General features: G+C 69.2%; 19 protein-coding genes. 7 read left to right on the top strand and 12 right to left on the bottom strand.

Going from position 1 to position 20,646, the window contains the following annotated elements; genetic code table 11:
- The first annotated feature begins 65 nt into the window (after positions 1-65).
- From GFK26_RS16785 to GFK26_RS16775, 3 genes are all read left to right on the top strand, one after another.
- Positions 66-878, top strand: a complete 813-nt coding sequence (locus tag GFK26_RS16785; RefSeq protein ID WP_153282950.1) for an SDR family NAD(P)-dependent oxidoreductase — start codon at positions 66-68, stop codon at positions 876-878.
- Between the two features lie 113 nt (positions 879-991).
- Positions 992-1,693, top strand: a complete 702-nt coding sequence (locus GFK26_RS16780; protein WP_153282949.1) for a response regulator transcription factor — start codon at positions 992-994, stop codon at positions 1,691-1,693.
- A 38-nt stretch (positions 1,694-1,731) separates the two neighbouring features.
- Entirely contained in the window at positions 1,732-3,534 is a 1,803-nt protein-coding gene (locus tag GFK26_RS16775; RefSeq protein ID WP_228121664.1) for a sensor histidine kinase, read from the top strand.
- Here GFK26_RS16775 and azu read toward each other — a convergent pair.
- From azu to GFK26_RS16760, 3 genes are all read right to left on the bottom strand, one after another.
- The gene (gene azu / locus GFK26_RS16770) at positions 3,527-3,979 is read right to left on the bottom strand and encodes an azurin (RefSeq protein ID WP_153282947.1); all 453 of its coding nucleotides are present in this window, start codon (positions 3,977-3,979) and stop codon (positions 3,527-3,529) included. The genes GFK26_RS16775 and azu overlap by 8 nt on opposite strands.
- A gap of 100 nt (positions 3,980-4,079) precedes the next feature.
- Positions 4,080-6,428, bottom strand: coding sequence for a cytochrome P450/oxidoreductase (locus tag GFK26_RS16765; protein ID WP_153282946.1), 2,349 nt, complete (start codon positions 6,426-6,428; stop codon positions 4,080-4,082).
- 10 nt (positions 6,429-6,438) lie between these two features.
- Positions 6,439-7,413, bottom strand: coding sequence for a Bug family tripartite tricarboxylate transporter substrate binding protein (locus tag GFK26_RS16760; RefSeq protein ID WP_153282945.1), 975 nt, complete (start codon positions 7,411-7,413; stop codon positions 6,439-6,441).
- Positions 7,414-7,525: 112 nt separating this feature from the next.
- Between GFK26_RS16760 and GFK26_RS16755 the strand changes: the two genes are divergently transcribed.
- Complete coding sequence (locus GFK26_RS16755) at positions 7,526-8,335, top strand: IclR family transcriptional regulator (protein WP_153282944.1); 810 nt, start codon at positions 7,526-7,528, stop codon at positions 8,333-8,335.
- Positions 8,336-8,345: 10 nt separating this feature from the next.
- On the opposite strand, the gene GFK26_RS16750 is transcribed toward GFK26_RS16755, so the two are convergent.
- Positions 8,346-9,170, bottom strand: a complete 825-nt coding sequence (locus GFK26_RS16750) for an undecaprenyl-diphosphate phosphatase (protein WP_153282943.1) — start codon at positions 9,168-9,170, stop codon at positions 8,346-8,348.
- A 156-nt stretch (positions 9,171-9,326) separates the two neighbouring features.
- Here GFK26_RS16750 and GFK26_RS16745 point away from each other — a divergent pair, with 156 nt between their 5' ends.
- Positions 9,327-10,184: a hypothetical protein gene (locus GFK26_RS16745; protein WP_153282942.1), complete on the top strand. Its 858-nt coding sequence runs from the start codon at positions 9,327-9,329 to the stop codon at positions 10,182-10,184.
- Here the strand turns inward: GFK26_RS16745 and GFK26_RS16740 are convergent.
- Genes GFK26_RS16740 through GFK26_RS16730 form a run of 3 tightly spaced genes read right to left on the bottom strand, consistent with a single transcriptional unit; the run spans position 10,176 to position 13,152 of the window.
- Positions 10,176-10,829, bottom strand: coding sequence for an aspartate/glutamate racemase family protein (locus tag GFK26_RS16740; RefSeq protein ID WP_153282941.1), 654 nt, complete (start codon positions 10,827-10,829; stop codon positions 10,176-10,178). The genes GFK26_RS16745 and GFK26_RS16740 overlap by 9 nt on opposite strands.
- A 20-nt stretch (positions 10,830-10,849) precedes the next feature.
- A complete protein-coding gene (locus tag GFK26_RS16735; RefSeq protein ID WP_153282940.1) occupies positions 10,850-11,767 on the bottom strand; it encodes a transporter substrate-binding domain-containing protein in 918 nt (305 codons plus the stop codon).
- A 50-nt stretch (positions 11,768-11,817) separates the two neighbouring features.
- On the bottom strand, positions 11,818-13,152 hold the full coding sequence (locus GFK26_RS16730) for an aspartate aminotransferase family protein (RefSeq protein WP_153282939.1): 1,335 nt from the start codon (positions 13,150-13,152) through the stop codon (positions 11,818-11,820).
- Positions 13,153-13,288: 136 nt separating this feature from the next.
- On the opposite strand from GFK26_RS16730, the gene GFK26_RS16725 reads away from it, so the two are divergent.
- On the top strand, positions 13,289-14,155 hold the full coding sequence (locus GFK26_RS16725; RefSeq protein ID WP_153282938.1) for a MurR/RpiR family transcriptional regulator: 867 nt from the start codon (positions 13,289-13,291) through the stop codon (positions 14,153-14,155).
- A gap of 9 nt (positions 14,156-14,164) precedes the next feature.
- Here GFK26_RS16725 and GFK26_RS16720 read toward each other — a convergent pair whose 3' ends face one another.
- The 4 genes from GFK26_RS16720 to GFK26_RS16705 all read right to left on the bottom strand — a co-directional run bounded on the left by GFK26_RS16720 (position 14,165) and on the right by GFK26_RS16705 (position 18,487).
- Positions 14,165-14,896, bottom strand: coding sequence for a GntR family transcriptional regulator (locus tag GFK26_RS16720; RefSeq protein WP_153282937.1), 732 nt, complete (start codon positions 14,894-14,896; stop codon positions 14,165-14,167).
- A gap of 164 nt (positions 14,897-15,060) precedes the next feature.
- Entirely contained in the window at positions 15,061-15,531 is a 471-nt protein-coding gene (locus tag GFK26_RS16715) for a (2Fe-2S)-binding protein (protein WP_153282936.1), read from the bottom strand.
- A gap of 26 nt (positions 15,532-15,557) precedes the next feature.
- Complete coding sequence (locus tag GFK26_RS16710) at positions 15,558-17,837, bottom strand: xanthine dehydrogenase family protein molybdopterin-binding subunit (protein WP_153282935.1); 2,280 nt, start codon at positions 17,835-17,837, stop codon at positions 15,558-15,560.
- A 65-nt stretch (positions 17,838-17,902) separates the two neighbouring features.
- On the bottom strand, positions 17,903-18,487 hold the full coding sequence (locus GFK26_RS16705; RefSeq protein WP_153282934.1) for a TetR/AcrR family transcriptional regulator: 585 nt from the start codon (positions 18,485-18,487) through the stop codon (positions 17,903-17,905).
- 145 nt (positions 18,488-18,632) lie between these two features.
- On the opposite strand from GFK26_RS16705, the gene GFK26_RS16700 reads away from it, so the two are divergent.
- Positions 18,633-18,995 carry an SPW repeat protein gene (locus GFK26_RS16700; RefSeq protein ID WP_153282933.1) on the top strand — a complete coding sequence of 121 codons (363 nt, stop codon included), beginning with the start codon at positions 18,633-18,635 and terminating at the stop codon, positions 18,993-18,995.
- A gap of 147 nt (positions 18,996-19,142) precedes the next feature.
- On the opposite strand, the gene GFK26_RS16695 is transcribed toward GFK26_RS16700, so the two are convergent.
- The gene (locus GFK26_RS16695) at positions 19,143-20,642 is read right to left on the bottom strand and encodes an efflux transporter outer membrane subunit (RefSeq protein WP_153282932.1); all 1,500 of its coding nucleotides are present in this window, start codon (positions 20,640-20,642) and stop codon (positions 19,143-19,145) included.
- Positions 20,643-20,646 lie beyond the last annotated feature (4 nt).

Below are 20,646 nucleotides of genomic sequence, written 5' to 3'. Positions count from 1 at the left end.
GCCGTCCTTGGAACGAGCGCCTGCATGTCGCAGGTCGCCCTTCCAGACTCCAAGGAGAAGTGCTCATGCCCTCGACCATTCAGTCTTTGAAAGACCGCTGCGCCGTGATCCACGGCGGCAGCGGAGCCCTCGGCGGTGCCGTCGCCCGTGCCTTTGCACGCGAAGGCGCCCATGTGTTCATCACCGGCCGCAGCCGCGACAAGCTCGATGCGGTGGTGCGAGACATCACCGCCGCCGGCGGCCGCGCGCAAGCCGCGGTGGTCGATGCGCTCGACGAAGCCGCGATGCTGCGCCACGCGGCCGAGGTCGCCGAGCAGGCCGGCGGCATCGACCTCGCGTTCAACGCCGTCGGCATCTTCCACGTGCAGGGCCGGCCGCTGGCCGAGCTGTCGCTGGAGGACTACTTCGTCCCCGTCCACGCCTACACGCGCAGCAACTTCCTCACCGCCAAGGCCGTGGCGCCGCACATGGCGGCGCGCGGCGGCGCCGTGATCCTGTCGGTGTCGACGCCCGCCTCGCGCCTACCCGGTCCGGGGTACCTCGGGCATGCCGTGGCGTGCGCCGGCGTGGAGGGGCTCACGCGCCACATGGCGGGCGAGCTGGCAGCCTTTCGCATCCGCACCGCCTGCATCCGTTCGCACGCGATTCCCGAAGCGGTGGCCGCAGGCTCGCACAGCGGCGAGGTGTTTCGCCCGGCGGCCGAGCGCCTCGGCCTCACGGTCGAACAGATGCTGGCCGAGCGGCCCGAGGGCTTGCTCGTGGCGCGCCTGCCCTCGCTGGACCAGTTGGCGGGCACCGCGGTGTTCCTGGCGTCGCCGCTGGCCGGCGCCATGACCGGGGCAATAGTCAACCTGAGTGGTGGGGTCATCCTCGACTAGGTTTGCCTCGGCGTTGAATTAACATCAAGATACAAATAGGAACTTTAGAAACAGTCGTTTCTTTTAAGAAAAAACGTTGCACCACGTACATCACGGCTCAAAAATGTCGTCCTATGTCTGCCCCTCTCCTGGAAGACGTTGAAGTGGTCTCGCTGAGCCCTGCGCTGGTGGTCGAAGACGATCCGGCGATGCGGGAGCGCTTGGCGTACGTGCTGTCCACGCTCGGCTGCGACGAGCCCCAGATCGCCTGGGCCGACAGCGTGGCCGCCGCGCGCTCGCTGCTGGAGCAGCAGCATTTCGGCGTGGCGCTGGTCGACATCGGCCTGCCCGACGGCAGCGGCGTCGACCTGATCGAGTGGATGAACGTGCACCACCGGCTGGTGCCCGCGGTGGTGATCTCGGCCTGGCGCACCGAGGCCGTGATCTTCGCGGCGCTGCGCGCCGGCGCCATCGGCTACCTGCTGAAGGAACGCGACGACCTGGAGCTCAGCATCGCGCTGCGCAGCATCGAGCAAGGCGGCGCGCCGATCGACCCGGCCATCGCACGCCGCATCCTCGGTTGGGTGGCGGCGCAGTTGCCCGCCCCGCCGCCGCCCTTCGACGCGCCGACGCTGGCCCCCGTCGCACTCACGCCGCGCGAGCGCAAAATCCTCGAGCTCGTGTCGCAAGGGATGAGCAACCGCGACATGGCGGAGGCGCTGTCGATCTCCAGACTGACCGTGGAATGCCACACCAAGAACATCTACCGCAAGCTGGCCGTCAACTCGCGCACCGAGGCGATCTACCAGGGACGACGGCACGGCCTGCTGCGCTGAGGTTCTTCTTCGCGGGCCTTGCGCTGTGGGCCCTGTGGTTGCTGCTCTCGACGGGCAGCGCACACGCACAAACACCTGCTGTTCCTGAACTGCGCGCCGAAGCCGCACGCGGCACCGGCTGGGACGACACGACCCCGCCCACCGACGGCTGGACGCCCGTCGCCCTGCCCGACAGCTGGGCCACGCGCTGGCCCGGTTTCGACGGCGTGGTCTGGTACCGGCTGACCTGGGAGCAGCCTGCGCCGGTGACCGAGTCCGGACTGCTGCTGCACTACCTGAACATGGCCGGCGAGGTCTCGCTCAACGGCACGGCGATCTGGCGCGACCGCAGCCTGGTCGAGCCGCTCACGCGCGCGTGGAACTCGCCGCGCTACTGGCTGTTGGCCGCGCCGCAACTGCGCGCCGGCACCAACACGCTGCTGGTGCGCGTGTCGGGCCTGTCGGCCTACCAGGCCGGGCTGGGGCCGGTGAGCCTGGGCACGCCCGCCGCCCTGCAGGCCGAGTTCGGCCGCGAGCAGCTCATGCGGCGCGACCTGCAGGTGTTCGGCCTGGCGACCAGCGCGGCGGTGTCGGCCTTCTTCGCGGCGTGGTGGCTGCTGCGCCGGCGCGAAACGGCCTATGGCTGGTTCGCCGCGATGTCGGTGCTGTGGCTGCTGTTCGGCTACAACCAGGTCGCCACCAGCCCCTGGCCCTTTGCCAGCAACCACAGCTGGCAGGCGCTGAACACCTCGCTGCTGCTGTTCTTCAGCGTGTCGTATGGCGTGTTCGTGCTGCGCTTTGCCGGGCGGCGCCTGCCGCGCCTCGAAATCGTGGCGTTCGCGATAGCAATCATCGGTGTGCTCGACCTGTGGTTTGCAGGCACCGCGAACCTGCCCACGCACCGCGCGATCTGGACCCTGGTCGGCGGCCTCACGATCATCGCCGTGAACAGCGCCGGCATCTTCCACGCGCTGCGCCACCGCGGCAGCCCGATGCGTTCGCTCGCGCCGTTCATGGCGGTGTCGGCGCTCACGGGCGCGCACGACCTGCTGGTGTTCACGCAGGTGATCGACAGCAACATCTACTACACGACCATGTCCTCGTACGTGCTGCTGCTGGGCATGGCGCTCACGCAGGCCGGGCGCTTCGTGCAGAGCCTGAAGCGCATCGAGAACTTCAACACCGAGCTGATCGAGGAAGTGAACGCCGCCAAGGCCGAGCTGGCGGCCACGCTCGCGCAACAGCACGCACTCGAACTTGCGCACGCACGCATCGGCGAGCGCGTCAACCTCGTGAGCGACCTGCACGACGGCCTCGGTGGCATGCTGGTGGGCAGCATCGCGACACTGGAACGCACGCCCGGCAACCTCAGCGCGCCGCAGCTGCTGGCCATGCTCAAAAGCCTGCGCGACGACCTGCGGTTGATCATCGACGCCACGGGCCGCGACGACGGTGCGCGCGCACTCGGCGAGCTGCTGGCGCCGCTGCGCTACCGCAGCGCGCAGCTGCTGGACGCGAACGGCATCGACTGCCGATGGAAGGTCTCGGGCATCGACACGCTCGAACTCGCGCCCTCGCAGAGCCTGGACCTGATGCGCTTCCTGCAGGAGGCGCTGACCAATGTGCTCAAGCACAGCGCAGGCCGGCGCGTGGACGTGACGGTGGCGCGCGCGGGCGCCGAACTGCAACTCAGCGTGCGTGATGACGGCCGCGGTTTCGCGGTTCACAGCGTGAGCGGCGGCGCGGGGCTGCGTAATTTGCAGGCGCGGGCACGCCGCCTGGGCGCGGAGCTTCAGTTGCAGTCGCAGCCCGGCGACACGCAGGTGGTGCTGCTGATGCCTTTGGGCGGTGCGGCTACTTGACCAGCGTCAGCGTGCCCTTCATGAGCGACGCATGGCCGGGGAACGAGCAGAACCAGGCATAGCTGTCGCCGGCCTTGAGCTTGGCCACGTCGAAGCTCACGGCATCGGTCTCGCCGCCGCCGATGACCTTCGAATGGGCAATGACACGGGCATCGCCCGACTTCACATAGGCCTTGTCCAGCCCTGCGCCAATGCCATCCGCCGCCACGCCTGGCGCGTCAGCGGCCTTGCTCAGCACCCAGTTGTGGCCCATCGAAGCCTTGGGCATCTTGCCGACATGCTTGAGCTTCACGGTGAACTGCTTGCAGCTCGCCGGCACCGCGATGGCGGTCTTGTTGAACTGCATCGCGTCGTTGCCTTCGATCTCGATGTCGCAGGTGGCGGCCAGCACGGGGCCGGCAAGCAGCGCCGTGAAAAGCAGGGCCGCGGTGGTTCTCGTCTTCATCACATGGTTCCTTCGGTGAGGTGCCGACTCGGCACGACCCACTATGCGATGGGCGTGTCGCGGAACACTTGCGATGGATCAATGCAGCCTGCGAGGAGGCTCAGAGTTCGAGCACCAGTCGCCCCTCGCAGGCACGCGAGCAGCAAGCCATCATCTTCGTGTTCGCATCCCGCTCGCTGCGCGTGAGCACCACGTCGCGGTGATCGACCTTGCCGGCCAGCACGCGCACTTCGCACGAACCGCACAGCCCTTCTTCGCAGTCGCTCTGCACATCGACATTGGCGGCACGCAGCGCCGTCAGCAAGGTCTGGTCGGGCGGCACGGTGATGACGAGGCCGGAGTCTTTCAGCTCCACCTCGAAGGCATGCTCCTTCGACGGGTCGAGCGTGGCCAGCGTCGATTCGAAATGCTCCACGCGCAACGCGCCTTCGGGCCACGCGGCGCAGCAGTCTTCGAGCGCTTCGAGCATGCGCAGCGGGCCGCAGGCATACACCTGTGCGCCGGGCACAGGCGTGGCCAGCAACGCACGCAGGTCGTTGCGCCGGCCTTCGTCGGCCGCATGCACGTGCAGGCGCTCGCCGTGCAGCGCAGCCAGCTCGTCGACGAAAGCCATGGTGGCGCGGCTGCGGCCGCTGTAGTGGAGTTCGTAGTCCATGCCCAGCGCCTTCGCACGCCGCGCCATCGCACTCACGGGCGTGATGCCGATGCCGCCGGCAATGAAGATCGCCTTCGGCAACGACTCGTCGAGCCGGAAGTGGTTGCGCGGGCCGCGGATGCGCAGGCGGTCGCCCACCTTCACGTTCGCATGCACCCAGGCCGAACCGCCGCGGCCTTCGGGCTCGTGCAGCACGGCGATCTCAAAGGCGTGGGCTTCGTCGGGGTCGCCGCACAGCGAGTACTGGCGCGACAGCTCGGGCGTGCCGCATTCGACGTCGATGTGCGAGCCCGGCGTCCAGCGCGGCAACGGCTTGCCGTCGGGCGACACCAGGCGCAGCCGCACGATGCCCTCGGCCACCGGCGTCACGCGCTCGACCACCACGGGCCGCGCGATGGCGTGCGCCGACGGCTCGCCGATGCGCACGGGCACCTGCACGTCGCGCAGGCCGGCATCGGCGCGCTCGGGATTCGCGCGCGGGTCCCACTCGACCCACAGGTGCTCGGGGCCGCGGAACGAGGTGTTGGGCACGTAGCTGAAGCGTTGCTCCGACAGGCGCATGTGCGGCAGGCGGCGCGTGAACTCCTCCAGGAAGATCTGCATCTCCATGCGCGCCAGGTTCTTGCCCATGCACTGGTGCGAGCCGTAGCCGAAGGTCAGGTGGTCGCTGGCGTTGTCGCGGCGGATGTCGAACAGGTCGGCATCGGCGAAGTGGCCTTCGTCGTGGTTGGCCGACGAGGTGACGATCAACAGCCGCGAGCCCGCCGGCAGGTCGACGCCGCCGACCTGCGTGTCTTTGGTGACGAGCCGGCGCCAGGCGGCCACCGAGCCGTTGTGGCGCAGGCACTCTTCGACCGCGTTGGGAATGAGGCCCGGGTCGTCGCACAGCTCCTGCCACACCTGCGGGTGCTGCAGCAGCAACTTCACGGCGTTGGCGGTGGCGTTGGCGGTGGTCTCGTGGGCGGCGACGATGCCGGCCATCATCATCGAGTGCAGGTACGAGTCGGTGACGACCTCGGGGTGCTGCATCTGCTTGCGGATGCCGTACTGCATCCAGCCCGGTGCGTCGGGGTCTTGCCGCATCTTGTCGAGCACCTTGCCGGCGTACTGCCAGAAGTTGCCGACGGCGTGCGCCACGGCCACCTGCTCCTCGGGCTTGGGACGGCCCCAGGTGTTGACGGTGTGCGCAATGGAATATTTGCGCAGCGTGTCCATGTCTTCCTCGGGCACGCCGAGAAAGTGCAGCGCCACGGTGAGCGGAATCTCCCACAGCATCTGGTCGACGAGGTCGGCGCGGCCGTCGTCGATGAAGCGGTCGACATAGCTGCGCGCGAGTTCGCGCACGAGCGGCTCGTGGTGCTTCAGCGCCTCGGGCGTGAACGGGTCCATGAGCGCGCGGCGACGCGGCATGTGGGCCGGCTCGTCCTCGTTCACCAGCGTGCGGTTGAGCGCAAAGCCGTAGCTTGCGAGCACGGCATTGGCTTCGTCGCCCGTGGGCGTGATCTTCTCCAGCGCGTTCGACGGGCTGAAGGTGAGGTTGTCGCGGAACACCGCCTTGATGTCGTCGTAGCGCGTGATCACCCAGTAGCCCAGCTTGGGGCTGTAGAAGATCGGCTCCTGCTCGCGCGCCCAGCGCACGTACTCGGGCGGGTCTTGCTGGTAGCCGTCTTCGAAGGGGTCGAACTCGGCGGCGCGCTGGCTCACGGGGCAGCCGGTGGGCGTGCGCTCGGCAGAGAGCGCCCCGTGCGCGACGGGGCAGCCGGAGGTGCGAGAAGGCATGGCGGTATCGGACATGGCAGCAGACTCAGTCGAGCGTGATCTTCAGGTCGCGGATCAGCTTGTGCCAGCGCGCGGTCTCGGCCTTGAGCAGCTCGGTGTACTGCGCGGGCGTGTTGCCCACGGGCTCGACGCCGAAGTCGACCATGCGCTTGTTCACCGAGGGCTCGTGGATGGCGGCCACCAGCTGACGGTTGAGCGTGTTCACCACGTCGGCCGGCGTGGCCGCGGGCACCACCACGCCGACCAGCGCGGCGGCTTCGACGTTCTTGTAGCCGAGCTCGGCGAAGGTGGGCACGTCGGGCAGCTGCGGCAGGCGCGTGGGGTTGGCCACGGCCAGCGCGCGCACCTTGCCGCCCTTGATGAAGCCGGCGCCGGCGGCCATGTCGACCATCATGGCCGGCAGCTGCCCGCCGACCACGTCGGCCAGCGCGGGCGCCGCACCGCGGTACGGCACGTGGACCATGAAGAGCTTGGCCTCGACCTTCAGCAGTTCCATCGCCAGGTGGTGCGGGCTGCCCGCGCCGGCCGAGGCGTAGTTGATGCCGCCCGGCTTGGCCTTGGCCTGCGCGATGAAGTCCTTGGCGGTGGCAAAGCCCGAGTTGGCGCCGACCACCAGGATCATGGGGAACTTGCCCATGAGCGTGACGGGTGCCAGGTCTTTGGTGGGGCTGTAGCTCAGCGACTTGTACAGCGCCGGGTTGAACACCAGCGTGCCGTTGTCAGCCGAGAGCACGGTGTAGCCGTCGGCCGGGGCGCGCGCGGTTTCGGCGGCGGCCAGCGCGGTGTTGCCGCCCGGCTTGTTGTCCACCAGCACCGGCTGGCCGACCTGGGTCGACAGCGTCTGGGCGACGGTGCGCGCAAGGAAGTCTGAGCCGCCGCCGGCCGCGTACGGCACGAGCCAGCGGATCGGCTTGTTCGGAAAGGCAGTCTGGGCGCTGGCGGCGGTGGCCAGGGCGGCGAGGGACAGGACCGCAAGGCCGCGGGCGAAGTGCATCTTCATCGGGTGTCTCCGGAGTGGATGTTGTGTATTGCGTAATTATCATACGCATTGCGTAATCATTGATCCACGGGTTTACCCGGCCGCCTGGGCCGCCACCTAAGATGCCGACGACATGACCTCCCCCGCTGAAGCACCTTCTTCCCCTCCCCGCGAGCGCCGCCAGCGCGTGCAGTCCGCCGAGACCGGCATGGCCGTGCTCAAGGGCCTGGCGCATCTGGGCGGGCGCAGCAGCCTCACGGCGCTGGCCACCCACGTGGGCGAGAGCCCGGCGAAGGTGCACCGCTACCTTGCGAGCCTGATGGAAGAAAGCCTGGTGCGCCAGGACACCGCCTCGCAGCACTACTACCTGGGGCCCGAGGCGATCCAGATCGGGCTGGCCGCCATGCGCCAGGCCGACCCGATCCGCGCGGCCGAGCCCTGCCTGATCCGGCTGCGCGAATCGCTGGAGGTGACCTGCTTCGTCGCGGTGATGGGCAACAAGGGCCCGACCATCGTGCGTTTCGAGGAGCCGGGCCTGCCGGTGACGGTGAACGTGCGCGCCGGCTCGGTGATGTCGATGCTGTGGTCGGCCACCGGCCGCGCCTTCCTGGGCCTGCTCGACGAGTCGCGCGTGGTGGCGCTGGCCGAGCAGGAGCTGGGCGAAGCCACCGAGGACATGCGCGCGCTGCTCGATGCCGCCGACCCCATCGGCACCCTGCGCCGCGAGGTGCAGCAGGCGCACTGCGCCATCGTGAAGGACACCTACCTGCGCGGCATCAGCGCCGTGGCGGCACCGGTGTACGACTACGCGGGAAGGGTGTGCGCCGTGATCACCGCGCTGGGTGCCACGGGCGGGTTCGACCCGGCCATCGACGGGCCGATCGCCATCGCCGTGCGGCGGGAGGCGAAGGCCGCCGGCGCGCTGCTTGGCGCGGCGGCCTGAAGCTGTTGCTTTACTCGGCCCAGACGACTGCGCCGGTCCAGGCCGTGGCCAGCACCACGATGCCGAAGGCGATGCGATACCACGCGAACGGAATGAAGTTGTGCGTGCTGATGTACTTCAGCAGCCAGCGCACGCACAGCCACGCGCTGATGAACGAGAAGGCCAGGCCCACCGTGAACAGCGGAATGTCGGCCACCGACAGCAGCGCGCGCTCCTTGTAGAGGCTGTAGGCACCCGCGCCGATCAGCGTCGGAATCGCCAGGAAGAACGAGAAATCGGTCGCTGCCTGGCGCGACAGGCCCAGCAGCATGCCGCCGATGATGGTCGCGCCGCTGCGGCTGGTGCCGGGGATCATCGCGAAGCACTGCACCAGGCCGACCTTGAGCGCGTCCCAGGGCGTCATGTCGTCCACGTGCTCGACACGCACCGAGCCCGGCGGGCGCTTCTCGGCCCACAGGATGATGAAGCCGCCGATGATGAAGGTGCTCGCCACCACGGTCGGAATGAACAGGTGCGCCTTGATCATCTTGCCGAACAGCAGGCCCAGCACCACCGCGGGCAGGAAACCGATGACGACGTTCAGCACCAGCCGACGCGCCTTGGGCTGGCGCGGCAGCGCCACCACGGTCGAATGGATCTTCTGCCAGTAGACCAGGATCACCGCGAAGATCGCGCCGGTCTGGATGGCGATGTCGAACACCTTGGCCTTGGCGTCGTCGAAGCCCAGCAGCGAGCCCGCAAGAATGAGGTGGCCGGTCGACGAGATCGGCAGGAATTCGGTCAGACCCTCCACGATGCCCATGACAGCGGCCTTGACCAGCAAAACGATATCCACGCGTACTCCTTGTAAGAGCGGCGATTATCGCGAGGCCTTCGGTCAGGTCCTGTTCAGGCCCTCGGCCGCAGGAAATACCCAGTTCAGGTGATGTTCGACGTCGGCGCATTAATACATATTGGTAACAGTTATTCACCTGCGGCCGAAGGAGCATCCATGTCAACGTTCACCACCGGGAGTGAACTCGAGGACTGCGTCGCTGAAGAACGCCCCTCGACGCTCGACGACCATGTCGAAGACCGACTCAAGAGCCCCTGCCAGCGGGAGCGGGAGCAGTGCCACGGCATGCTGCGCGTGGCCGAAGCCACCGGCGCCTCGGCCTACGAGCTGCGCCAGCTGACGCAGCGCCTGTCCGACATCGACCGCTGCGGCGCCGGCGCCTGCATCGTGGCGCAGGGCCACGTGGAGGCCGACCGCATGGCCTCCGGCCTGCAGGCCGACGCGGCCCTGTGCATCGACTTCCGGCTGCTGGAGCCGCTGGGCCCGGCCCACGACAAGAAATGGTTTGCGCGCTGGAAGTTCTGGAGCTTCCTGCTCGGCGCGGCCGGCCCGGTGGCCGCGCTCACGCTGCAGGGCCTGGCGCTTCGCCCGAGCGAGCCGCACGACGCGCATGCCGACCTGGTCGCCAAGTCGCGCAAGGTGCTCGAAAGCTGGCGCCGCACCTCCGACACCCTCTTCTGGCACGCGGTGGAAGACTATGTGCGCCAGCAGGCCTTCTCGCTCGAAACGCAGGCCTACCTGATGCACTGCGTGGCGTCGGTCTTCGCCGCCGATGCGCCCCCGCTGTCCGATGCCCAGCGCGAACGGCTGGCCGCCGTGCTCACCGACACCTACTGCGACGCGCTCGGCACCGCGGCGACCATGCCCTCGTCGGACATCTACCGGCGCCTGGCGCAGGGCCTGGAAACCGACAGCGGCAATGCCGGCCCGGGCCGTCCGCTCGGGCGCGGCGAAGCGGCGCAGGTCGCGATGACGACGCTGTTCACGGTCGTCGGCAACGGCGGCTCACACTGAGCCTGTCGACGCGCGACGGCGCAGCGCACGCACCGCGCTGTCGACCGTCGTCAGCACCGGCAAGCCACTCGCCGCCTCGCAGGCGCCACGCGCCCGCGCCATGCTGAACTGAGCCAGGGCAATGCGCATGCAGCCGCGCGCACGCAGCGCGGCGGCCTGTTCGGCGATGAGTGCATCGTGGCGCAGTGCATCACCCGCATCGAGCGCGGCCAGCGCGCCCTCAGCCAGCGCCAGCTCGAGCGCCATGCCCGAAGGAAACTCCGGCGGCATCGATTCCAGCGTGCGCGCAAAGGTCGCGATCAGGCCCAGGCGGCCTTCGCCCTGCACGGCCTCTTCGATCATGGCCTCGTTGGGCTTGAGCACCGGAATGCCCGCATGCCGCTGCGCCACCGCCTCGATGCACGGCCCGAAGGCCGAGCAGGTGAACAGGATGCCGCGCGCGCCCGTGTCCACCGCGTACTGCGCCAGCCGCTGGAAGCGCTCGTGCATCGCCGCGTCGAGCCCCTTGCCGTCGCGTGCGAGGTCGGCCGAGAGGCTGTCGTCCAGCAGGTTCATGCGCACGGCCTCGGGCCAGTCGCGCGCGAAGGCTTCGTTGATGGGGGCGACGGAATGCGAGAGCGCGTGGATGAGGGCGATGCGTGTCATGAAGTCAGAAATCGAAGCGCTCAGATTCCTTTGGACGACGGGTTGGCAAACGCGTCCTTCGTCTCGGCATTGAGCGGGTAGTTGATGTTGATGCCCTTGGGCGGAATCGGCGACATGAACCACTTGCTGTAGAGCTTTTCCATCTCGCCGGACTTCATCATGCCCGACACCACGCGGTCTACCAGTGCCTTGAAGGCCGGGTCGTCTTTGCGGAACATCAGCGACTGGTTCTCGGTGCGCAGGCTTTCGCCAGTGATGACGAAGTCCTTCGGGTTGCGCGCGTTGGCGACCTGGCCCGCGAGCAGGATGTCGTCGAGCACGAAGGCCTGCGCGCGGCCGCTCTCGACCAGCAGGAACGAGTCGGTGTGGTCCTTGCCCGAGAGCTGGTTCACCTCGAGGCTGCGGCCCTTGTCGGCGGCGCGCAGCAGGCGGAACGACGTGGTGCCGGCCGTGGTGACCACGGTCTTGCCCTGCAGGTCGGCGATGCTCCTGATGCCCGAATCGGCCTTCACCAGCGTGCGCACGTTGTAGCGGAAGATGTCCGGCGAAAACGCCACCTGCGACTGGCGCTCGACCAGGTTGGTGGTGGAGCCGCACTCGATGTCCACCGTGCCGTTCTGTACCAGCGCGATGCGGTTGGCCGAGGTCACGGCCTGGTACCTCACCTCCACGGTCGGCAGCTTCAGCTCGGCCTTCACCGCGTCGACGATGCGGTTGCAGATCTCGATGCTGTAGCCCACCGGCTTCAGGTTGCCGTCCAGGTACGAGAAGCCGAACGAGGCCTCGCGGTAGCCGAAGGTGATGGCGCCGCCGGCCTTGATCTTGGCGAGCGTGTCGTTGGCGGCCTGCGCCTGCGCGGCGCTGGTCGGCAGCAGCGCGGCACAGGCCAGCGCAAACACGGCGGCGGCGATGGAAAGCGACGGACGAAGCTGGGGCATGAAACGCTCCTCGGAACGGCGGTTGAAGAAATGGGGAACGGGTCGAACGCTCAGCGCGTCGCGCCGCGCGTGACCGCATCGACCGACGCCGCGAGCCGCGCGACGATGTCGTGCAGGTGGTCGCGCGTGGCGATGTACGGCGGTGCCAGCAGCACGTGGTCGCCCTGGCGGCCGTCGACCGTGCCGCCGAAGGGGTAGCACAGCAGGCCGCGCGCCATCGCGTCTTGCTTGAGGCGCGTGTGGAGCTTCAGCGACGGGTCGAAGGGCTGCTTGCTCGCGCGATCGGCCACCAGCTCGACGCCCCAGAAGAAGCCGCGTCCGCGGATGTCGCCCACATGCGGGTGGTCGCCCAGCGCCTCGGCCAGCATCGAGCCGAAGGCGATGCCGTCGTCGCGCACCTTGGCGACGAGGCCGTCGCGGCGGATCACCTGCTGCACCGCGAGTGCCGCCGCGCAGGCCATCGGGTGGCCCAGGTAGGTGTGGCCGTGCTGGAAGAAGCCGCTGCCCTTCGACATGGCCTCGACGACCTTGCGCTGCGCCAGCACCGCGCCGATCGGCTGGTAGCCGCCGCCCAGGCCCTTGGCGATGGTCATGAGGTCGGGCGCCACGCCCTCCTGCTCGCAGGCATGCAGCGAACCGGTGCGGCCCATGCCGCACATCACCTCGTCGAGGATCAGCAGCACGCCGTACCTGTCGCAGACCGCGCGCACCGCCTTGAAGTAACCCGGCACGGGCGTGAGCACGCCGGCGGTGGCGCCGCCCACGGTCTCGGCCACGAAGGCGATCACGCGGTCGGCGCCCTGCGCGACGATGGCCGCCTCCAACTCATCTGCCAGACGCAGGCCGTACTGCTCGGCGCTTTCATCGGCGCGCTGCTCGCGGTACGGGTAGCACGGCGCGACGTGCGTGGCCGGCACGAGGATCGGCGCGAAGGGCTCGCGCCGCCAGGCGTTGCCGCCCACCGCGAGCGCGCCCAGCGTGTTGCCGTGGTAGCTCTGGCGGCGCGCGATGAAGTGCGTGCGCTGCGGCTGGCCGATTTCCACGAAGTACTGGCGCGCCATCTTCAGTGCCGACTCCACCGCCTCCGAGCCGCCGCTCACGAGGTACACGTGGCTCATGCCTTCGGGAGCGGAACCGATGAGTTCGTCGGCCAGCTGCTCGGCCACCTCGCTCGTGAAGAAGCTGGTGTGGGCGTAGGCCAGTGTGTCGATCTGCGCGTGCATGGCCGCCATCACCTCGGGGTGGCCGTGGCCGAGCGAGGACACGGCCGCGCCGCCCGACGCATCGAGGTAGTCGCGCCCGTCGGCGTCGCGGATGAACATGCCCTGCGCGCTGGCGGCAACGGGCGGGGTGTGGCGAAGGTGGCGGTGGAAGACGTGCGTCATGGCGGCTGGCAACTGGACTGTGGTTGGAACTAACGTTTCGGCTGAATTATTATTTGGAACATTTGTTCCGTCAACTCCCTTGGTTTCCCTGCTCCGGTACATTCGTTCCAGACACCCCAAGAAAAGAGACACCCACATGGGCGCCAAGGAACTGATCCGCCAACGCTTCAACGAACTGAGCCCTGCACTGCAGCAAGTGGCGCGCTACGTGCTCGACCACCCCAACGAAGTGGTCACCGGCTCGATGCGCAACGTCGGCACGCGCGCGCAGAGCACGCCGGCCACGCTGGTGCGCTTCGCCCAGCACCTGGGCTTCGACGGCTGGCCGCAGCTCAAGGAGGCCTTCGCCGCTGACATGGGCCTGGGCACCGAAACGTATGGCGTGCGCGCCAAGCAGCTGGTCGGCCGCGCCGCCGACCAGGGCCTGACCGGCGAGATGTTCGAGGTGCAGCGGCGCAACCTGGAGCTCACGCACCAGCAGAGCGGGCCGGCGCTGCTCAAGGCCTGCGTGCTGCTCGAGAAGGCGCCGGCCGTGCACGCGGCAGGCTTTCGCGCGTGCTTTCCGATCGCGTTCTCGTTCGTGTACGTGTACCGGCTCTTTCGCACCAGCGTGCACCTGGTCGACGGCCAGGGCGGCTCGCTCGAGATGCAGCAGCGCGCCTTCGCCAAGGGCGACGCGCTGGTGGTGGCGAGCTTTGCGCCCTACTCGCGCGAAGCTTTGCAGGTGGCCGAAGCCGCGAAGGCGGCCGGCTGCCGCATCGTGGCGATCACCGACAGCGTGACCTCGCCGCTGTCGCTGCTGGCGGACGAGACGCTGCTTTTCACCATCCACAGCCCCTCTTTCTTCCCCTCGGTGGCGGCCGGCGTGGCCGTGACGGAAGCGCTGGTCGAACTGCTCGCGAGCCGCGCGGGCAAGCCGGTGATCCGGCGCATCGACCAGGCCGAGGCGCAGCTGTTCGAGTCGGGGGCCTACCTCATGGCGCCGGTGGCGCGCGGCGGCTGAGAGACGGAATCAGGCGATCGCGCGGGTGCGGCCGGCGCTCTGGCGCAGGTAGAGCACCAACAGGTCGCGGTTGGCGTTGATGTGCTCGCGCATCGCGGCTTCGGCGCCGGCCGACTCCTGCCGGCCGAGCGCGTCGACGATGCAGCGGTGCTCTTCCAGCGCCTGCAGGGCCTGGCCGTGGCGGTACATCAGCATCGCGGCGTCGCGTTTGTGGGGGCGCGAGCGGCTGTCGAAGATCACGGGCAGCTGGCACGCGCGCTGCACGGCCTCGCTGAGCCAGCGGTTGTCGGCCAGCGACAGCAGCTTGTGGTGGAAGGCCCGGTTCAGGTCCTGCCACTGGTCGGCGCGCTCGTCGGTCCATTCGCCGCTGTCGTGCAGCAGCGCGTGCTGCTCGTCGACCATGGCCGTCAGTTCGGCCAGTGCCTCGCCGCCCAGCCCGCGCTCGCTGAGCAGGCGGCAGGCCATGCCTTCGAGCGTGGCGCGCACGCTGAAGGCGTCGAACACGTCCTTGGCGTCGAAACGGCGCACCTGGAAACCCCGCTGCGGGTGATAGACCAGCAACCCCTCGTCGGCCAGCCGCGCCATGGCGCCGCGCACAGGGGTGCGCGACACGCCAAGCTCATTGGCGAGCGAAATCTCCATCAGGTGGGCGCCGGGGGCGATCGCACCATCGAAGATGCGGGTGCGCAGCGTGTCGGCCACGGACAGGGCGCGCGTCCGCGAGGGGTCTGGGGGGGTCATCGAAAGTCGGAAACAGGGGCCGGCCCGAAGCGGGCCGCGCGGATGGTACGGCGGCGTATCGAAGCTTCATATCCCCAATTTCCGTAAAAATTCGGTTCTGGCGACTTTTTCGAGAATTACGGCGAAATTATTAACTTCTGTAAACAAACACCCCGGTTTCTGCGTTATCGCCCCGCTGTTTCGGCCGCCAAGTGGATCGCGGCGCGAATCCGGGGGTAGGTGCCGCAGCGGCAAATGTTGCCGCGCATGGCGTCCGAGACCTGGTCGTCGCTGGGTTTGGGCGTGGCTTTGAGCAGTGCGCAGGCCGACATGAGCTGGCCGCTCTGGCAGTAGCCGCACTGCACCACGTCGATCTCGGTCCAGGCCTGGCGCAGGGCGTCGGCCTCCCGGCCCTTCAGGCCCTCGATGGTGGTGACCTCGCGCGCGCCCACGGCTTCGAGCGGGGTGACGCAGGAGCGCACGGCCTCGCCGTCCAGGTGCACGGTGCAGGCGCCGCACAGCGCCTTGCCGCAGCCGAACTTGGTGCCGACGAGCTTCATCTCGCCGCGCAGCACCCACAGCAGCGGGGTCTCGGGCTCGGCGCTCACGGTGGCGGTCTGGCCGTTGATCTTCAGCGTGGTGGTGGTCGTGGTCATGGGGTGTCCTTCTTGTTCCGGGAGGGTCAGGCCAGCCGCAAAGGCAGGCTGCGCAGGCGCTGGCCGGTCAGCGCGAACACGGCGTTGGCCACGGCGGGCGCGATGGGCGGCGTGCCCGGCTCGCCGACGCCGCCGGGCGGCACCTCGGCGCCGGTGCCGGCGAGGATGTCGACCTCGATGACCGGGCACTCGTCGATGCGCAGTGGCGTGTAGTCGTGGAAATTACTCTGCTGCACCTGGCCGCGCGCCACGGTGATCTCTCCACGCAGCGCGGCCGACAGGCCGAACACGATGCCGCCTTCCATCTGCTGGCGGATGAGGTTCGGGTTCACCGGCAGGCCGCAATCGATCACGCACACCACGCGGTGCACGCGGATCTGCCGCTCGGGCGTCACCGACACCTCGGCCACCTGCGCCACGATGCTGCCGAAAGCCCGGTGAATGGCCACGCCGCGCGCGCGCTTGGCGCCGTCGGGCCCGTCGGCCAGCGGCTCACCCCATTTCGAGAGCTCGGCCACGCGCTTGAGCACCGCCAGATGGCGCGCGTCCTTCGCGAGCAGGCCGGCGCGGAAGGCCACCGGGTCCTTGCCGGCGGCGACGGCGCATTCGTCGATGAAGCTCTCGACGAAGAAGCCGTTCTGCGAATGCGCCACCGAGCGCCAGATGCCGGTGGTGACGGCCGACTCGACCGGCACGTGCGCCACGCGGGCCTGCGGGAAGTCGTAGGCGGTGTTCCAGGCACCGTCGGTCGAGTTGTCCATGAACGACGGCGCACCGAGGCTGGAGCCGGCGCTCGTGGTCTGCCACGCGACCAGCGCACCGGCCGCGTCGAAGCCGGCCCTGCACCGCGCCACGTAGGCGGGGCGGTAGAAGTCATGCGTCATGTCTTCCTCGCGCGACCAGATCAGCTGCACCGGCGCGCCGCCGGCCTCGCGCGCGAGCTGCGCGGCCTGCACCAGGAAGTCGATGAAGTAGCGCCGCCCGAAGCCGCCGCCCAGGTAGGTCACGTGCAGCGTGACCTTCTCGGCGTCGATGCCGAGCGTCTTGGCGACCGCGGCGCGCGCGAAGCCCGGCGCCTGCGTGGGCGCCCAGACGGTTGCGGCGCCGTCCTTGAACTGCACGGTGCAGTTCATCGGCTCCATGGTGGCGTGCGCCAGGAAGGGCACGCGGTACTCGACCTCGATCGTGCGCGCGGCCGACTTCAACGCTGCGGCCACATCGCCGGTGTCGAGGCGCGCGTTGCCCGCATCCGCGTCGAGCGTGCGCGCGAGGCGGTCGATTATCTCGGCGCTCGACAGGCTCGCGGCCGGGCCGTGGTCCCAGGTGATGTCGACCTTCTTCAGCGCGCGCATCGCGTGGTACGGCGTGTCGGCGATCACCGCCACGCCGCCCGCCGTGCTGCCCGTGCCGACGAGGCTCGCGGCCACGGGTTCGAGCGCCACCACCTTGCGCACGCCGGGCAGCGCCTCGGCGGCTTTCGCATCGAAGTGCGCGACGCGGCCGGCCAGCGTCGGGCACATGGCGATGCTGGCGTACAGCAGGCCCGGCGGCAGCACGTCGATGCCGTAGATGGCGGTGCCGTTGAGCTTGCCGGCGTTGTCGATGCGCCGCTGCGGCTGGCCGATGACGCGAAAGTCGGCGGGTGCCTTGAGCTTCACCGCCGTGGGCAGCGGCTGCTGCGCGGCCTTCGCGGCCAGTTCGCCGAAGCGCGCGCTGCGATTGGAGGCCGCATGCAGCACGCGGCCGGCCTCGGTGCGGCACTCGCTGGCGGGTACCTGCCACTGCGCGGCGGCAGCGCCCACCAGCATGAGCCGCGCCGAGGCACCGGCCTCGCGCACCGGGCCCCACTGGTCGGTGACGCTCGACGAGCCGCCCGTGCCCGAGAGCCCCGGGATCGTGCGCAGCAGCTTGCCCACGACCTGGTGCGCGGCGCGCTTGCCGAAGCCCTCGTCGCCGGGCTTGAAGGGCAGCGCGTCGAGGATCACGGCCTGGTTGTTGTAGATGGCGTCGAAGCCGGCCTGCTCCAGCCGCACCTGCGACATCGAAGCGTCCATCTCCTCGGCCAGCAGCATCGCCAGGCCGGTGTGGGTGCCCTGCCCCATCTCGGATTGCGTCATCACCAGCGTGACCGTGTCGTCGCTGCCCACCTTGACCCAGCCGTTGAGCGCCACCTGCCCGTTGCCCGCCGGCAGCGGGGCGCCGGGCACGAGGCGCGACGCCGCCGGCGTAGCGGCCCAGCCGACGACCAGGGCGCCGGCGGCCCCGAGGGTGCCGAGCACGAAGTGACGGCGTTTGAGTTGGGGCATGGGGAGGTCTTTCTTCGGTGAGGGTCTTGTCGTTGGTGCGGAGCGCGTCGCCGTGATCGATGTGATCAGGGCGGCACGGCGATGCCTTGCCAGAACATCTCGAAGCCGGCTTCGGCGTAGTCGAAGACGGGTTGTTCATCACCGGCCTGCGCGATGTAGCCGACAGTGGTCTCGGCCATCGCCGTGAGCATCGCGCCCAGGAATTCCATCGGGCGCTCGACGACTTCGCCGCGCCGCATGCACTCCTGCGCTGCCGCCTCCAGCCGCGCGAACGGCACCATGCCGGCGACGCGGCTCTCGTTGCTCAGTTCGTCGGACACCTTGAGCTGCGCGAGCACGCGCAGCTTGCCGGGATGCGCCACGCCCCATTGCACGTAGCGGTCCCAGATGTGGCGGAACTGGGTGCGCGGATCGGCCGCTTCGGGCCAATCGGCCAGCATCACACCGGCCAGCTCGGTCTTCAATGCGCGGTACAGCGCATCGGTCAGCAGCGCCTTGCTCGCGAAGTAGGTGAACAGCGTGCCCTCGGCCACGCCCGCGGTGCGCGAGATGGCCGAAGTCGGCGTGGCCCACACGCCGCGCCGGCCGAACTCGACCAGCGCCGCCTCGAGGATCGCGTTGTGCTTGTCTGCGCTGCGGGGTCGGGCCATGCGTCGATGGTCTCCATCGTTCGTTTAAATGAGTGCGCACTCAAGTATAGGAACGCAGTGCCGATCCGCAAGCCCGTGGAACCACGGTGTAACGATGCAGTCCAACGAAGGTCGTGGCGTCGTGCTGCGACAGGAGGTAATGACCATGAAGCATGTCAAGCATTGGCAGGACCCCGTCAACGCCGTCGCCGGCGTGTGGCTGATCGTCTCGCCGTGGGTACTGGGCTTTCAGGGAAACACGCTCGCCATGTGGACCATGGTGGCGACCGGCATCGTGCTGGGCGCTGTGGCCTTGGGCGCGACCTTCGTGCCGCACCAGTGGGAAGAGTGGACCGAAGTGGCGCTGGCAGCGTGGCTGGCGGTGTCGCCCTGGTTGCTCGACTTCCGCATGGTCGAGCCGGCGCTGGTCAACGCGGTGCTTGTGGCCGCGGTGATCATGGTGCTCGCCCTCTGGGTCCTCGTGACCGACAAGGACTATCTGGGCGGTGCCATCGACCGTCCGGCGTGATGGGGAGAGAGCGATCGTGTGATGTGAGCCGAGCGGCGACCACCGCCGCGAAGCGACGACGCCCGGTCCGGTGTTCCTGCACGCAGCGAGCACTGGTCGGGCCGACGGGCCAGGCAGGTTCCCCTGCCCGCCCGCGACACCCGCCCCTTACGGCGTGCGGGAAGCGGCGTTGTTGTTTGAAGTGCTGTTGCCGGCCGGGCGGGCGTCGCCCATCCAGTCGGCCTGCCAGCCGCCGCCCATGGCCTGGATCAGCGCGATTGCCGCGGCCTGGCGATTGACCTGAAGCTGCACGAGCGCGCGCCGCGCGCTCAGTGCGGCGGCCTGCGCCTGCACCACGTCGGTGTAGCTCACCTGCCCCGCGCGATACCGGTTGAGCAGTTGCTGCTCGGTCTTGTCGGCCGCTGCCGTGGCCTCGCGGCGCAGGCCTTCCTGCTGCGCCAGCGTGGCGCCAGTCGTCAGCTGGTCTTCGACGGTCTGGAACGCGGCCAGCACGGTCTGCCGGTAGCGCGCCACGCTGGCCTCGTGGCCGGCTTTGGCGGCATCGACGCTGGCGCTGATCGCGCCCGCATCGAACACCACCTGCGCCACCGACAGGCCCAGCCCCCACAGCGTGTTGGCCGAGCCGAAGAGGTCTTTCACGCGGCTTGCGTTGCTGCCGACCGAGGCCGTGAGCGAGATGTTCGGGTAGTAGGCCGAGCGCGCGATGCCGATCTGCGCATTGGCCGCGGCCACCGCACGCTCCGCCGCCGCGATGTCGGGCCGGCGCTGCAGCAGCGTCGAGGGCACGCCGGTCGGAATGCCGGGCACCGTGGGCGTCCAGCGCGCGGGCGGCAGGCTGAAGTCGGCCGGCGCCACGCCCACCAACATCGCGATGGCGTGCTCCAGCGTGGCGCGCGTGCGCTGCAGGCCCACGCGGTCGGCCTTGGCGTTCACCAGCTGGGTCTGCGCCTGCAGCACGTCGGTCTGCGCGGCGATGCCGGCGGCGTAGCGGTTGCTTGTGATCTCGAAGGCGCGCTGGTAGCCGAGGATGGTTTCGTCGAGCAGCACGATCTCGGCGTCGGCCTCGCGCAGCGAGAAGTAGTTGGTCGCCAGGTCGCCGATGGCCGACAGCCGCGCCGAGGCCAGGTCGGCCTCGCTGGCCTGCGCATTGGCCTGCGCGCTGTTGACGGTTTCGCGCAGCCGGCCCCACACATCGGGCGTCCAGCTCGCGCCCAGCGTGGCGCCGAAGGCATTCGACGGGCTGGCCGAGGCGTTGCCGCCCACCGTGCCCGAGCGCCTGCCGCTGCCGTCGAGCGACACCGACGGGAACAGCCCCGCGCGCTGCTCGCGCACCAGCGCCTGGGCCTGCGTGTAGTTGGCGACGGCGGCGGCGATGTTCTGGTTCGACACCTGCACGCGCCCCGCGAGTTCATCGAGCGTGGCGTCGCCGAAGAGCCTCCACCATTCGCCGCGGTCGAGTGCGTCGGCCGGCGCGGCGGGCAGCCAGCCGTCGGCGGCGGGCTGTTCCTTCCAGCCGGCGGGCGCGGCGGAAGCAGGCAACTGGTAGGCCGGGCCGACGGCGCAACCGGCGAGCACGGCGGCCAGCGCGAGCGTGCTCAGCGCGAAGAAGCGGCGCGAAGAACCAAGGGAGGAGATAGAGGCATTCATGGTC

Origin of the sequence: Variovorax paradoxus, from assembly GCF_009498455.1 — a bacterium.
Classification (GTDB): Bacteria; Pseudomonadota; Gammaproteobacteria; order Burkholderiales; family Burkholderiaceae_C; genus Variovorax; species Variovorax paradoxus_H.
The sequence above is the reverse complement of the archived record's forward strand: the minus strand, read 5'-3'. Positions and strand labels throughout refer to the sequence as shown.